Genomic DNA, 14,015 nt, shown 5'->3' on the forward strand with positions numbered 1-14,015 from the left:
GTGCATTATGAAGACAAAATTGTTCATTTTCATCACCATGATTTTCACAAGTTTAAACGCTCAAAATGATAAAGTGCGTTGGACTGATCTTTTTTCTTACAATAATGTGAAATTGTTGGAAGAAGTAAATGGTGTGATTTATTGTGGAACTGAAAACGGAATTTTCTTGTTCAATCCTCTAAATCCAACAAGTGATTGGATTAAACTAAATAAAACCAATTTTTTGAACAATGTTGGGGTTTCTGCAATGGCTTATGATAAAGATTCGGATTCGTTTTTAGTTGGGTATGAAAATGGAGGTTTAGATTTATTGAAATCTGGAGAATCGACAATGGTTTTGGATATCAAATGGAATGGTTTTTCGGGTGATAAAAAAGTCAATCATATTTTTATAAATGATGGCATTGCGTTTATTTCTGGAGCTTTTGGAATTGTTTCTTTCGATTTAAAAGAGGAAGAATTTAAAGAGACAACACGTACAAATACAGCTGTTGTAAATGATGCAACAATTAACGGGACAACTCTTTATATTGCAACAGATAAAGGAATCTATTCGAGCGAATTATCGGATAAGAATTTGAATAATCCAGATTTTACAAATAGAAAAATTTGGAAAGAAGAAATTGTTGGTCAAAATGTTACCAATATAGAATTATTTGAAAATGAGATTTATTATTCGGTAAACAATGAATTAAAATTATTAAGAGGAACTTCTACTCCTTTTAATTTGATTAAAGAGTTAAAATCGTCGAATGGTAAATTAATTATTACTCAGAATAATCAAATTTCTGTTTTCAAAGGAGATAATTACCCTTTAATTGATGAAGATGGAAATGAAATAAATTTCAATTCAGGAATTTTTATTAACAATATTTATTTTGGAGGTTCAGTAAATCATGGAATTATTAATTTATCTAATCATAAAGAATTTTATCCCGATGGACCTTTCAATAATAAAGCTTGGTCTGTAACAACAAAAAATGGAAAAGTCTGGATTGCTCCAGGAGGAACTCTAGGTTATGGAAATGTTTTAGATAATAGTGATGGTTTCTATTATTATAATGTAAAACAATGGAACAATTTTCGTTCAAAAGATATTTTTGATATTCGAGATGTTTTAAGAATCGCTCCTCATCCAGATAAAAATAATAATACATTTATAGTTTCATCATTCAATAAGTATGGACGCGATGTAAATGGGCGAACAGATTTATTAGAATTTGATCCAACTAAATTCGAGTTTGTAAATAATTATAAACCTGATCGAATTATTAGTAATCAGTTCCCTAGTTCTAGAATTTCTGGATTAGCCTATGATAAATTAGGAAACTTACATATTGGTGCTTCATTTCCAGATGGAAAATCTCCTGATTATAATTCGGTTTATTACTTAGAACGTAATGCTAATGGGACGTGGAATAATATTTCTGTTGATAAAGCCTCTGCAATAGTGGCTCTAACTCCTGATTTTTCTGATATTTATACCTATTATCCAAGTGGTAGAGAAGGAGGAGGGGTTGCTGTATTAGATAAAAATTATCAAATAGTAACAACTTTAACAACTTCAAACAAGTTGCCTATTAATAACGTTTTGACAGTTGCAAATGATAGATCAAACAACTTGTGGATAGGAACTCAACAAGGTTTAGTGGTTTTGTACGGAGCTGATAATGCTGTAAGTTCTAATAATATAATTGCCGAGCCTGTTGTCATTATTCAAGATGGAATTCCGGAAGCGTTGTTAACCGATGTTGGAATTTATGCTATAAAAGTAGATAACGCAAATAATAAATGGATTGCAACAAATGGAGCAGGAGTTTATTATGTTTCGGATAGTGGAGAATCGACGAAATTGCATTTTACGTCTAAAAATTCACCTTTACCTTCGGATGTTGTGTACGATGTTTCGATTGATGAATCGACAGGAAAAGTATATTTTGCAACGGAAAAAGGTGTGGTTTCGTATAACGGAGGTGTATCGACAGAAGCGAATAATTTTAACAATGCAATTGCTTATCCTAATCCTTATCGTCCAGAATATAAGGGGAATGTCACGATAAAAAATCTTCCAAATCGTGCGTTGGTTAAGATTACAGATATTGTTGGAAATTTACTTTTTGAGAAAAAAGCAGAAGGAGGAATTGTAGAATGGAACACAAATAATGCAAAAGGAAAGCCAGTAGCTTCTGGAATTTACTTAGTTTTGATGACAAATGCTGATGGTACAGAAACCAAAACATTAAAAATTGCAGTTGTCCGTTAATGAAAATTTTAGAAACCAAAGCCATTGTACTTTCAAGCTTAAAATATGGTGACACGAGTTTAATTATTCGTTGTTATACACAAGATTTTGGCCTTAAATCATTTATAGCAAAAGGAGTTTTCTCCAAAAAAAAGCGAAATACTTCGTTGTATTTTCCGCTAGCAGAAATAGATTTGAGCTTTCAACCGAAATCAAATGAACAACAATTGGTTTTCTTAAAATCAGCTCAGACGTCGCATTATTATGAATCGTTGCATTTTCATCCCATCAAATCGGCGATTGTTTTTTTCTTAGCTGAAATCCTAAACTTAGTTCTAAAAGAAGAATCAGATAATCCAGAATTATATTTTTACATTGAACATTCGTTAAAAGAATTTGATCAAAAAAAAGATGATTTTGCAGATTTTCATTTGATTTTTTTAATTCAATTATCACATTTTCTTGGTTTTTATCCCAACTTAGAAATTGATGGAAATCTATTCGATTTAGAAAATGGATTTTTCACAAATTCGAATTCATCTATCAATATGTTGAAAGCAGATGAAACTGTTTTGTTCAAAAAATTGTTAGAATTACACTTTTCCGAAGATTCAAAAAATACATTCAACCAATCGCAACGTTCTCTTTTACTCGAAATTCTAGTGAAGTACTATCAAATTCACACCAATAATTTTAAGAAGCCAAAATCATTACAAGTTTTATACGAATTGTTTAGTTAATCTCCCGAAATAAATTCTAACAAATCTTTAAAACAAAGAATAAATAAAACTCCATATATTTGCTATAGTTAAAAGCATTTACAATGAAATTCAATACAAAAGCTATACATGGAGGTCAACAACATGACCCTTCTACAGGAGCCGTAATGACTCCAATTTACCAAACATCAACATTCGCGCAAAGATCACCAGGAGATTACAAAGGATACGAATATTCTCGTGGTGCAAATCCAACAAGAACTGCTTTAGAAAATGCATTAGCATCTATCGAAGGTGGAGTTGCAGGTTTTGCATTTGGTTCTGGTTTGGCAGCAATCGATGGTGTATTAAAATTATTTAAACCAGGTGATGAAATCATCGCGATGGACGATTTATATGGAGGTTCTTACCGTTTGTTTACACGTGTTTATGAAAAATTTGGATTGAAATTCCATTTCGTTGATATGACAAATGTTGAGGCTGTTGTTGTTTTAATCAATGATAATACAAAAATGGTTTGGGTTGAAACACCTACAAATCCATTGATGAAAGTGGTTGATATCAAAGCGGTAAATGATGCTGTAAAAGCAAAAAAATCTGATATTTTAGTCGCTGTTGATAATACATTTGCTTCGCCTTATTTACAACGACCAATTGAGTTGGGAGCAGATATAGTGATGCATTCTGCAACAAAATATTTAGGAGGTCACTCAGATTTAGTTGCTGGAGCAATTGTGGTTAATTCAGAGCAATTGGCAACTGATGTTCACTTCAATTTATTTGCAACAGGAGGAATTTTAGGACCACAAGATTCTTACTTAGTTTTACGTGGAATCAAAACTTTGGCTGTTCGTATGGATCGTCACTGTTCAAACGGAATGAAGATCGCACAATTTTTAGAGGCTCATCCAAAAGTTGCGCACACGTATTATCCAGGTTTGGAAAATCATCCGCAACACGAAATTGCGAAAAAACAAATGAAAGATTTCGGAGGAATGGTAACGTTTACGTTGACTTCTGGGAAGAAAGAAGATGCTTTCAAAATTTTAGAAAACTTAAAAGTTTTCACTTTGGCTGAATCTTTAGGTGGTGTTGAATCATTAGCAAATCACCCAGCTACGATGACACATGCGTCTATTCCTGCTGAGAAACGTGCTGAAATTGGTATTACAGATGATTTAATTCGTTTGTCTGTTGGTATCGAAGATATAGATGACTTATTAGAAGATTTAGAACAAGTTTTGAATTTGATTTAATCGATATAAGGAAAATAAAAAAAAACGGAATCTATAAGATTCCGTTTTTTTTATTGAATTGGAGTTAATGCTTCAGAATTACGAAGAATTGCAACGTATTGAAAATAATCAGTTGTTTTTAAATTTTCTTTTGGCGTAATGTTTTCTCCAAATAATCTTGACTTTATTTGAATTAAATTTTGAGAAGATTTGTATGGTGAATTTTTCGCATTAAGATTAAAAATTGAAATGGAATTAGACTTTGCAAGTTCTTTAAAATCAAGAATACCTTTTATTAACATCATCGGTCCATCAGCATTTACCCAGTTTATTTTTTCATTTTCTGGAGTAGGAAATTGATCATTTTTAGGTAAATACATTTCACTGTCCAATGTATAACTTACGATGCTTGTTACGTTATATTTATTGTCTAAAAGTCTTTCAGCAAAAGGTTTTTCTTTATCATTCATACTTTTTTGAAGTGTATGAAAAAGACCAAATAATCCATAGAATTTTTCATTTTGTAGATGATTCTTTGAAATGATATGATTAAAATTTTCAATCATTGCAGAATCTCTTGAAATTTTGTTGTTAGAATCATCAAAGTTTGTATCAATACCCAAAACAACGATTTTAGATGAATCATTTAATGTTTTATTGTAATCATACAAGTTGTTCCATTTTTTTAGTAACTCTTGACTTGATTGTTGAGGAATTCTTTTTTTAATAGCTAAAACAACTTCTTTTAATAATTTTTCATTTTTAACATCGGAGCTTAGAAATGTGTTTAATTTTTTAGAATTTAAACTGTCCATTTCGGCAATGTAATAGTTGAATCCAAGATTCTTATTCAAATATTTAAACATAAATTCATCTAATTTTTGATTGTCAGCAAAACCATGAATTTCACCTAATAGAATAACATTTGAAGTGTTGAAGTTATTATCAAAAATCTGAGAATCAAAGTTGCTGTCAATTGTTGTTTTATTATTTTTTAGATAGCCAATATTTGTTTCATTTTTAGAAGCTAAGAAAATTTTATTACTAATAAATAAATACAAAAAAATAAGTGTAATTATTGAAATTAGAGCAATAAAGAAGATTTTTAGGATTTTGATAAGTGTTTTCATGTTGTTAATTTTTATCAAAACTATAGTTAGCAAAAGACTTGTATAAATATATGTTTACGAATTGTTGATTTTTTAGGATGAATTGAGAAAATCATTTACTGAAAATTTTTTCTATTTTTATAAAATGAAGTTTCTAATTCTTTTCTTACTTTCTGTGATGAGTTTTGCTCAAAAGTTGGATACGATTAATCTCAATCAAGTTGAGGTAGTGAATTATTCCAATTACAAACAATTTCGTCCAAAGTTTAAACAAGTGGTTCGATTAACGGATAACACAAGTTTCGGACTTAAAATATTTTCGAATTTATTACTTCCAAATGAGAAAGAAATTGAAATTGTCGCAATTGAAATTTTGTTTGAATCAAAAGTGAAAAAGAAAAATTATTGCAACGAATATTATTATTTCAAACCAATGATTCTAAAATCGATTGAGGATAAACAAAGTTTGATTGAAGAAAAATGGTTTGAAGTGGATAAAGATTATCAAGGAAAATATATTTTTCCGATTCATTTAAAACTTAAACCTTCCGAAGCCAAAAACTATTTTATTGGTTTAGAAACTTCTTACGAAAATCCTTTTTGTCCCGAAGGAAATGGCTATTTTGATTTGATTGTAACAAAAAAATCAGTCGAATATTACAATGAAATTAATGGTGAAATGATTAAACAAGATATTTTGAAAAATCATTCACTTAACTACAAAATCTATTACAAATAGATTTATTTCCACAATAATTTCAATTCAACTTTATATTTCCCAGCGTATGGTTTTGGGGTTGTTGGTTTCTCCGAAATCGAGAATTGATACACGCCACGCGCAGGTAATTCGAAAATGGTTTCTTTGCCAAAAGGACCACCTTTTATAGAATCCGCAGGTCCTTTGATGTGATTAATTCTAATATTCGCTGTAGAATCTTGTGCAGAAATTTTGATCCAAACTTTCTTTGCAGAATCTGCATTAAACGTAAACGTATTGGTTTGTCCCGCTATTTTAGTCGGTTCCGCTTTTGCTTTTGCATAACTTACTTCAAGATTCTCTGTAGTGTTATTAGCGCTTAAAGGAACAATTTTATCTGTATTAGATATAACTTTTTGCTGAGGTTTTATCACAACTTTTTTCTGAGGAGAAGCTGTTTTTACCACTTCTTCTTTCATTACATCTTCTGTTGTTGGTTTATCTTTTTTTACCAAATCCTTGTACGCAGAATCAACTCCAATCTTGCTTGGATAAATGGTTGGTGTAGATTTGTCTTCACAACTATAAAGCGTAATCAATGTAATAAAAGCGATAAAAGTCCATTTCATAACAGAAAAATTCTGTTGTAAAAGTAACTATTTTAACTGCAATTTCAAGGTATATTTTCCTTCAAATGGATCGCCTTGCATCAAACTTTCGCCAATTCGAATTTGATACAAACCTTTTTCGTTTAAATCGTAATTGATTTCTTGTCCAAAAGGACCATCTTTTTCATTATTTGGAGAGATAAGTTGATTAATTCTAATGTTTCCTAGTTTATCTTGAGGAATTATTTGAATAAAAACAGATGAAGAAGAATCATTTCTAAAACTAAATGTTTGTTCTTCTTTTGCTACTTTTTCAATTTCAAATTTACCTTTTCCTTGTATTAATTTCAATTCAGAATTATTCATAATCTTTGGAGAAGCAAAAGCAATTTCCTGAATAGAAGAATCTTTTTTAATTTCTTTTTGTACAGAACCTCCAATTATAAGTGATTTATTTCTTGTAATACAATAAATAAGAATAGCACCAATAGCTATTGTGAGTATTATAATAGGATTATATTTTTTCATTGTTGTAAATTTGTATTTAATTAATTACAAATTCTGAACCAAAATATGTTGTTCTACGAAAGTATTGGAGTTGGGAAACCTATAGTTTTCTTACATGGTTTTTTGGAAAATCATAAAATATGGAATCGTTTACAGAATGATTTATTTCATCACAATCAAATTATTACAATTGATTTACCTGGACATGGAAATTCTGAAAATTTTCAAGAGGTGAATACGATGGAAGAAATGGCAGAAAAAGTGATTGAAGTTCTGGATGAATTAAATCTTGAAAAAGTAGCTTTTGTAGGACATTCGATGGGAGGATATGTGACGTGTGCGTTGGCTGATCTTTTTCCTGAACGAGTAGAAAATATTGTTTTGATTAACTCCTCGACTTTACCAGATGATGAAGCGAAGAAAAATCAACGTTTGAAAGCGTGTGAAACAGCTCGTAAAAATTTCAATGCGTTGGTGAGTTTTAGTATGCCTACTTTATTTGCAACACATCATCGTGATCAATTTAAAGATGAGTTGAAGTTTGTAAAAGAAATTGCTTTAAAAACTCCGATTGAAGGCGTTTGTGCAGCTTTGAAAGGAATGCGAGAGCGCCCTGATCGTTCGTCGATTTTGTATGATTTTAAAGGTGGAATTTATATCATTGTTGGACTGAATGATGAAACGGTTAATCCTGAATTATTTTTAACCTTAATTCCAGATTTGCCTCATATTCATTTGTATAAATTTGATGGAGGACACATGGCTTTTATAGAAAATTATAACGAAGTTTTATCGATATTGAAATCGATTTAACGCTTGCGTTGGAAAAATTCTTTCATCAATTGACCGCATTCATCTTCCATAATTCCTGAAACAATTTCAGTTTTTGGATGTAATTCGCCAATTTTTGCCTTAAAACCGCGTTTTTCATCCGAAGCACCATAAACCACTTTCGAGATTTGGCTCCAATACAATGCGCCGCCGCACATGACGCAAGGTTCTAAGGTTACATACAATGTGCAATCTTGTAAATATTTTCCGCCCAAATAATTCGCAGCAGAGGTAATGGCTTGCATTTCAGCATGAGCGGTCACATCAGTCAATGTTTCCGTTAGATTATGTGCTTTCGCGATAATTTTGTTGTTGCAAACAATCACAGCTCCAACTGGAATTTCGTCTCGCTCGAAAGCTGTAACCGCTTCGTTAAAGGCTATTCGCATAAAATATTCGTCTGTAAAAAGATTTTCCATTTCTATAAAATTTAAGGCAAAAATAATCATTTCCAAATTGGATATTCGATACATTTGTACAAATTGACGCCTCTTTTATGAATCAATCAAAATATATCATTGCAGCCATTATAACCTACTTTATGTGGGGATTTTTCAGTTTCGGATTGAAACCAATCGCCGGTTATCCACCTTTGGATATTCTATTTTTTAGATTGTACGTTTCCGTTTTCTTTTTAGTGATCATTAATGTCGGATTTCGACGCAATAAGATGAAAGCTGATTATGATTTGTTCAAATCATTTGATAAAAAGAAACAGAAAAAATTAGGAAGTTTAATTGTTGGTGGATCGTTGATTTTGATGACGAATTGGTTGATGTTTATTATTGTGATGAATCATATTAGTGTGCAAGCTGCGTCGCTGTCGTACTTGGTTTGTCCAATTATTACTACCGTTTTGGCTTTCATTATTCTGAAAGAACATTTAACCAAAATAAAATGGATTGCAGTTGGTATTAGTCTTTTAGCATGTTTGGTTCTTTCTATAGGTCATTTGATTGACTTGGTTTATAGTTTGATTGTTGCATGTACATTTGCCCTGTATATCATCATTCAGAGGAGCTTGAATGTTTTTGATAGTTTCAATTTGTTGATGACACAATTATTAATTGTAGCCATTCTGATGTTACCATTGGTGTTCATCTTTTCGGGACCAATTCCGACCGAAACAATTTTCTATCAATGTATCATGATGATTGTGGTTTTGTTCACCATTATTCCAATGTTCTTAAACAATTTTGCCTTAAAAGGAATTGACTCTTCAACCGTTGGAATTTTAATTTATTTGAATCCAATTATGAATTTTGTTTTAGCAATTTTCTATTATAAAGAAGCCGTTTCGCCAATGCAAATGATCGGTTATAGTTTGATTTTACTCGCGATTGTAGTGTTCAATTCACAAACCATTTTCAAAATAAAAAGTATAAAAAAATCTGAAGTCTAAACTTCAGATTTTTTTTATTCGTTGATATGAAAAACTATTATTTAATGTAAACTGAGTTTGGAAATAAACCAGTGATAATTGTTTGATATTTAAGACCGCCTTGTGCATTTTGAATAAATAAACGTCCACTAGATTTGTTATCTTTTGAATCTAAAACATAGAAGGTATCACCTTTTACATTAAATCCATATACGTTTTCAGCTCCAGTAATATAATCTGCTTTTGTAGGCAAAGCTGTCGCATTTGTAGCCATAGAGTAAACAGAATTATTAAGGATATAGTATAATTTACTATTTTCTGCAACTAAGAAATTAGGATATTGTCCAGCAGCAAAATTCATTTCTAATTTATCTTCTGAAGTTAAATTATAACGAACTAATTTTCCTTTTGAACTAGTTTCCCATGAAATACCTTGCGAAAGCACAAATAAATTTCCGTTTTGAATTGTTAAATCTGTCGGAACTTCTCCAACATTTATACTTTTCTTATCAGTTGTTTTAAGGTCAATAATTGTAACAGTTTTACCAATTCCCCAACCACCTTTTTGCGCAACATAAAGTTTGTTATTGTCAAGAATCATTTTTTCAGGACCTTCATCTACTTTATATTTTTCTACAAATGTTAAATCGCTGATTTTGTATTTTGCAATAAAATCGTCTGTCGTAATTTTTGGATCTCCCCAGTTTGAAATATATAAAAATTGATCATCAGAAACAATATAACGTGGATTGTTCATGTTTTCTGAAGATGGAATTGTACTAATTTTTTTGAAAGTTGTATTATCTACAATTTCTACTTTATTAGAAACATTAAGAACGATATATGCTTTATTTCCTTTGAAATACATACTTTGCGCCACAGAACCTAATTGAGCTCCAGAATTTGCTTTTTTGAAAACTTCCTGGATAGGATTTGTTGTACTTACATCCTTTGTTGGATCAAAATAAGTAATTTCTGCATTTGAAGAATTGTAATCTCCTTCATTCAAAACAAAAACTCCTTTCGAATAATTTCCATTTTCTGGATCATTGTTTGGTCCATCATCGTCATTTGAACAAGATTGTAAAAATACTCCTGCCAAGGCTATAAGTGCGATTGATTTAAATTTAATCATAGTTTTTTAAAATTTTATTTGTATTTGTATGTTATAATTTGTGCCTGGTTGCCAACGATTTTCTTGCGTTTGATATTCCTGGTTAAACACATTATTCACTCTCATAGAAACGCTATAAAGTCGTGAAATCGTATAATTTAAACCTAAATTCGTTAGCCAAAATCCATCAAGCGTTCTTTCTTCTTCCGAATCGGTAAAAACTTTACTTGTATAAATATTTTGTACAAAAGCAGATAAACGTTTGTAAGTGTATTGTGCGCTCGCCGTCCATTTATGATTTGGCGAATACATCAATTCCTTATTTTTAAATTTATCTTTTGTTTTGGTGTATGCATAAGTTGTTTTGAAAGTAAACGCATTCCATTTGTAATTTCCAATCATTTCAAAACCATAGGTTTCTGCTTTGTTGATGTTCACAGGAACCCAATAAGAACTGTTTTGCGAATTCGGAATCCATTGAATCATATCACTCAACTTATTGTAAAAAATATTGGTTTGAATGTTTAAATTTTTACTGATAAAATCATTTCCTAATTCAAATTGATAAGCTGATTCTGATTTCAAATCTGGATTTCCACCAGTTTTCCAAAACAAATCATTGTACGTTGGATTTCTGAAATTTTTCGAAACATTTCCTCTCAATTGATACGAATGTATTGGACGATAATTAAAACCTAATGAATAAATAAAAGGATTTTGGTACGTATCAGAAAAATCTTGACGAATACTCGCTTCATATTCCAAAACATCTGATAATTTATGCTTTGCGATTAAGGCAAAATTGATAGAATTTTGATCACTTTTGGTCAAATTATTTCCACTTCCTTGATTATAATTAGCTTCCGATAAAAGTGAAAGCTCGAAATTATTAGTCAATTGATGATTCAGATAATATTTTAAAACATAATTATCCACCTGTAAATCGTCCGAATAAGATTTGTGAATATTGTTGAAATAACTGTTTTCTTCTCGGATATATGCCAATTTTAACTGCGATAGCCACTTTTCATTTGGATTGAAATTCCATTCTGTCATCAAACGATAATCCTTATTTTCGTACCCAGAAGGCGTTGAACCAATGTCAACTAAAGGAAATTCGCGCTTCCCAAAATTGATCATTGAATAAAGTTTCAATTCGTTTTCAGGATTAATTTTATAGCCAAAATTTCCATTAATTGTATTGAAATAATATTTTCCGTTCAAATTCTTCTTCATGTGATTCGGAATTTTATAATCATTATCAGATTGATTTCGTTCGTAATCGATTGAAGAACTAAATTTTTCTGTACTATATTTCAATTGATATTTTCCCGACCATGTATCGTAACTTCCGTATCCTAAATTTATTTTTTGCTGTAAACCTTTGTCATACTCAAATTTATTCAACAAATGAATTGTACCGCCGATAGAACCTGTTCCATACGCAATACTTCCGCCTCCTGGTTTCACTAAAATTCCGTCAAACGAATTACTTGCAAATAAATTAAAATCCGTTTGTCCTGTTGTTTGCGAATTGACATTTATTCCGTTCCAAATTACCGCTGTATGCGAAGCTAAAGTTCCACGAAACGAAGGCGAAGAAACCATTCCTCGTCCATTTTCTTTAAAATAAATTGGCGTTTGCGCTTGTAAAACTTGCGTCAGTTGATTAGGATTTTGCTCTAAAATACTATCATTAAGTTTGATAATACTTTGAGATTTGTAATGATTTTTAAGAAAAGCATCGTTCAAAATCAAAGGTTTCAAATTGATGGTATCCGTCTGTGCAAAAGCAATTCCAGCGATAAGATTAAAACAAAGAAAAAGTTTTTTCATATTAAAATCTGTTTTTCCTCCGAAAACATTTTCTATTAATTTGTTAGCAATGGCAGGTTTCCTGACTTATTCTTTTACAAAAAGTATGTTAGAATTTACAGTTGCGGGGACAGTTTTGGAATTGAACCAAATTCCCTTTTAACTCACTCGTTGAGCACCATTTTATGCAAATGTAAAGAAAAGCAATTGATTTTATAAAAAGTAGATTGTTAAATCGTTAACCTTAAATTAAGATCAGATTTATTTTATTTGTACAGTATTCAAAATCATTATATCTAGTGATTTTTAAGAATGATGGACAAATTAAATTTGTAACCAACAAAAACAATTATTATTTAAACTTTAAAAACGATGGAAAACAATCAGCCGTACAAATCAGAGAAAAAAATCATTGCTGGAATTTTAGTAGGATATTTAGGAATTCATAAATTCTATTTAGGATATACAAAAGAAGGAGTTATTCAAATTATTGCCACTTTTGTAACATTTGGATTTGCTGGACTTATTGGATTTATTGAAGGGATTATTTATTTGACTAAATCTGACGAAGAGTTTGATAAAACATATGTAGAAGGTCACAAAGGCTGGTTCTAAAATAGAGATTACATTCTTTTTTAAATATTTTTCGATCCCAAAATAACTTTAGATTATTTTGGGATTTTTTTATTGAATGAATTCGTTTTAAATAATTCGCAAGTTTTTTATTACATTTGCTTTAGGAAAAAATATAATAAAGAACGAAATCGCATAAAATGGCTATAAAAACATTTAGAGAAGTAATCGCAGAGGCAATGAGTGAAGAAATGCGTCGCGATGAATCTATATTTTTAATTGGAGAAGAGGTAGCAGAATACAACGGAGCGTACAAAGCTTCGAAAGGAATGTTAGACGAATTTGGAGCAGAACGTGTAATTGATGCGCCAATCGCAGAGGCTGGTTTTTCTGGAATCGCAATTGGATCTACAATGACGGGATGTCGTCCAATCGTAGAATATATGACATTCAACTTCTCATTAGTGTCTATTGACCAAATTATCAATAACGCTGCAAAAATTTATCAAATGTCAGGAGGACAATTCAACTGTCCAATTGTATTTAGAGGACCTACTGCTTCTGCAGGACAATTAGGTGCAACACACTCACAAGCTTTTGAGAATTGGTATGCAAATGTACCAGGTCTTAAAGTAATTGTTCCTTCAAACCCTTATGATGCAAAAGGTTTATTAAAATCTGCAATTCGTGATAACGATCCAGTAATTTTCATGGAATCTGAACAGATGTATGGAGATAAAATGGAAATGCCAGATGAAGAATACACAATCGAAATTGGTAAAGCAGAAATCAAACGTGAAGGTACAGATGTAACGTTAGTTTCTTTCGGGAAAATCATTAAGCAAGCTTACATTGCTGCTGATGAATTAGCTAAAGAAGGAATTTCTGTAGAAGTAATTGATTTACGTACAGTTCGTCCATTAGATTACGATACAATTTTCAAATCTGTTAAGAAAACAAATCGTTTAGTAGTTTTAGAAGAAGCTTGGCCTTTCGCTTCAGTTGCTTCAGAAATTACGTATATGGTTCAACAAAAAGCATTCGATTATTTAGATGCACCAATCAAACGTATCACAACAAAAGATACATCAGCGCCTTATGCTCCAAACTTGTATGAGACTTGGATTCCTAATGCAAAAGATGTAGTTGAAGCTGTAAAAGCTGTGATGTATAAATAATTAAGA

The 14,015-nt window shown here is 30.9% G+C and carries 14 protein-coding genes and 1 riboswitch; of the genes, 8 read left to right on the plus strand and 6 right to left on the minus strand.

The genetic code is table 11. The features are described from left to right. Nucleotides 1–7: 7 nt before the first annotated feature. The 3 genes from B3792_RS05590 (at nucleotide 8) to B3792_RS05600 (ending at nucleotide 4,217) form a co-directional block, all read left to right on the plus strand. Nucleotides 8–2,263 (plus strand): two-component regulator propeller domain-containing protein, encoded by a 2,256-nt coding sequence (locus B3792_RS05590; RefSeq protein ID WP_291069076.1) that lies wholly within the window; start codon nucleotides 8–10, stop codon nucleotides 2,261–2,263. Then, nucleotides 2,263–2,982, plus strand: a complete 720-nt coding sequence (gene recO, locus B3792_RS05595) for a DNA repair protein RecO (RefSeq protein ID WP_125349971.1) — start codon at nucleotides 2,263–2,265, stop codon at nucleotides 2,980–2,982. Before B3792_RS05590 ends, recO begins: the two co-directional genes overlap by 1 nt. Before the next feature lie 83 nt (nucleotides 2,983–3,065). Continuing rightward, nucleotides 3,066–4,217 (plus strand): cystathionine gamma-synthase, encoded by a 1,152-nt coding sequence (locus tag B3792_RS05600; protein WP_286495281.1) that lies wholly within the window; start codon nucleotides 3,066–3,068, stop codon nucleotides 4,215–4,217. A gap of 50 nt (nucleotides 4,218–4,267) precedes the next feature. Here the strand turns inward: B3792_RS05600 and B3792_RS05605 are convergent, their stop codons facing one another. Continuing rightward, nucleotides 4,268–5,326, minus strand: coding sequence for a hypothetical protein (locus B3792_RS05605; protein ID WP_291059759.1), 1,059 nt, complete (start codon nucleotides 5,324–5,326; stop codon nucleotides 4,268–4,270). Nucleotides 5,327–5,450: 124 nt separating this feature from the next. Between B3792_RS05605 and B3792_RS05610 the strand changes: the two genes are divergently transcribed. Continuing rightward, nucleotides 5,451–6,044, plus strand: coding sequence for a hypothetical protein (locus B3792_RS05610; protein WP_219034054.1), 594 nt, complete (start codon nucleotides 5,451–5,453; stop codon nucleotides 6,042–6,044). Nucleotides 6,045–6,046: 2 nt separating this feature from the next. Here the strand turns inward: B3792_RS05610 and B3792_RS05615 are convergent, their stop codons facing one another. Together B3792_RS05615 and B3792_RS05620 are read right to left on the minus strand one after the other, a co-directional pair. Further along, entirely contained in the window at nucleotides 6,047–6,631 is a 585-nt protein-coding gene (locus B3792_RS05615; protein WP_114998137.1) for a hypothetical protein, read from the minus strand. Between the two features lie 27 nt (nucleotides 6,632–6,658). Beyond that, nucleotides 6,659–7,138, minus strand: coding sequence for a hypothetical protein (locus tag B3792_RS05620; RefSeq protein WP_114998135.1), 480 nt, complete (start codon nucleotides 7,136–7,138; stop codon nucleotides 6,659–6,661). Nucleotides 7,139–7,183: 45 nt separating this feature from the next. Here B3792_RS05620 and B3792_RS05625 point away from each other — a divergent pair, with 45 nt between their 5' ends. Further along, a complete protein-coding gene (locus tag B3792_RS05625) occupies nucleotides 7,184–7,930 on the plus strand; it encodes an alpha/beta fold hydrolase (protein ID WP_291069078.1) in 747 nt (248 codons plus the stop codon). On the opposite strand, the gene B3792_RS05630 is transcribed toward B3792_RS05625, so the two are convergent. Further along, complete coding sequence (locus tag B3792_RS05630) at nucleotides 7,927–8,367, minus strand: nucleoside deaminase (protein ID WP_286473803.1); 441 nt, start codon at nucleotides 8,365–8,367, stop codon at nucleotides 7,927–7,929. The two genes, B3792_RS05625 and B3792_RS05630, sit on opposite strands and share 4 nt — an antisense overlap. Before the next feature lie 77 nt (nucleotides 8,368–8,444). Here B3792_RS05630 and B3792_RS05635 point away from each other — a divergent pair, with 77 nt between their 5' ends. Continuing rightward, nucleotides 8,445–9,350 (plus strand): EamA family transporter, encoded by a 906-nt coding sequence (locus B3792_RS05635; RefSeq protein WP_291069080.1) that lies wholly within the window; start codon nucleotides 8,445–8,447, stop codon nucleotides 9,348–9,350. A 37-nt stretch (nucleotides 9,351–9,387) separates the two neighbouring features. Here the strand turns inward: B3792_RS05635 and B3792_RS05640 are convergent, their stop codons facing one another. Together B3792_RS05640 and B3792_RS05645 are read right to left on the minus strand one after the other, a co-directional pair. Further along, nucleotides 9,388–10,464 carry a DUF5074 domain-containing protein gene (locus B3792_RS05640; protein WP_291069082.1) on the minus strand — a complete coding sequence of 359 codons (1,077 nt, stop codon included), beginning with the start codon at nucleotides 10,462–10,464 and terminating at the stop codon, nucleotides 9,388–9,390. 6 nt (nucleotides 10,465–10,470) lie between these two features. Continuing rightward, nucleotides 10,471–12,279: a TonB-dependent receptor plug domain-containing protein gene (locus B3792_RS05645; protein ID WP_291069084.1), complete on the minus strand. Its 1,809-nt coding sequence runs from the start codon at nucleotides 12,277–12,279 to the stop codon at nucleotides 10,471–10,473. A gap of 34 nt (nucleotides 12,280–12,313) precedes the next feature. After that, nucleotides 12,314–12,456, minus strand: a riboswitch (cobalamin riboswitch). A gap of 174 nt (nucleotides 12,457–12,630) precedes the next feature. On the opposite strand from B3792_RS05645, the gene B3792_RS05650 reads away from it, so the two are divergent. Together B3792_RS05650 and B3792_RS05655 are read left to right on the plus strand one after the other, a co-directional pair. Further along, nucleotides 12,631–12,873, plus strand: a complete 243-nt coding sequence (locus B3792_RS05650; protein WP_291047924.1) for a TM2 domain-containing protein — start codon at nucleotides 12,631–12,633, stop codon at nucleotides 12,871–12,873. A 158-nt stretch (nucleotides 12,874–13,031) separates the two neighbouring features. Then, complete coding sequence (locus tag B3792_RS05655) at nucleotides 13,032–14,009, plus strand: pyruvate dehydrogenase complex E1 component subunit beta (protein ID WP_114998120.1); 978 nt, start codon at nucleotides 13,032–13,034, stop codon at nucleotides 14,007–14,009. Nucleotides 14,010–14,015 lie beyond the last annotated feature (6 nt).

It is taken from the genome of Empedobacter sp. UBA5924, from assembly GCF_002431085.1.
Taxonomy (GTDB): domain Bacteria; phylum Bacteroidota; class Bacteroidia; order Flavobacteriales; family Weeksellaceae; genus Empedobacter; species Empedobacter falsenii_B.

Bases quoted from the DNA above. Each gene is read 5' to 3' on its own strand.
- B3792_RS05590 (WP_291069076.1), top strand. From the start codon at position 8: ATGAAGACAAAATTGTTCATTTTCATCACCATGATTTTCACAAGTTTA.
- recO (WP_125349971.1), top strand. From the start codon at position 2,263: ATGAAAATTTTAGAAACCAAAGCCATTGTACTTTCAAGCTTAAAATAT.
- B3792_RS05600 (WP_286495281.1), top strand. From the start codon at position 3,066: ATGAAATTCAATACAAAAGCTATACATGGAGGTCAACAACATGACCCT.
- B3792_RS05605 (WP_291059759.1), bottom strand. From the start codon at position 5,326: ATGAAAACACTTATCAAAATCCTAAAAATCTTCTTTATTGCTCTAATT.
- B3792_RS05610 (WP_219034054.1), top strand. From the start codon at position 5,451: ATGAAGTTTCTAATTCTTTTCTTACTTTCTGTGATGAGTTTTGCTCAA.
- B3792_RS05615 (WP_114998137.1), bottom strand. From the start codon at position 6,631: ATGAAATGGACTTTTATCGCTTTTATTACATTGATTACGCTTTATAGT.
- B3792_RS05620 (WP_114998135.1), bottom strand. From the start codon at position 7,138: ATGAAAAAATATAATCCTATTATAATACTCACAATAGCTATTGGTGCT.
- B3792_RS05625 (WP_291069078.1), top strand. From the start codon at position 7,184: ATGTTGTTCTACGAAAGTATTGGAGTTGGGAAACCTATAGTTTTCTTA.
- B3792_RS05630 (WP_286473803.1), bottom strand. From the start codon at position 8,367: ATGGAAAATCTTTTTACAGACGAATATTTTATGCGAATAGCCTTTAAC.
- B3792_RS05635 (WP_291069080.1), top strand. From the start codon at position 8,445: ATGAATCAATCAAAATATATCATTGCAGCCATTATAACCTACTTTATG.
- B3792_RS05640 (WP_291069082.1), bottom strand. From the start codon at position 10,464: ATGATTAAATTTAAATCAATCGCACTTATAGCCTTGGCAGGAGTATTT.
- B3792_RS05645 (WP_291069084.1), bottom strand. From the start codon at position 12,279: ATGAAAAAACTTTTTCTTTGTTTTAATCTTATCGCTGGAATTGCTTTT.
- B3792_RS05650 (WP_291047924.1), top strand. From the start codon at position 12,631: ATGGAAAACAATCAGCCGTACAAATCAGAGAAAAAAATCATTGCTGGA.
- B3792_RS05655 (WP_114998120.1), top strand. From the start codon at position 13,032: ATGGCTATAAAAACATTTAGAGAAGTAATCGCAGAGGCAATGAGTGAA.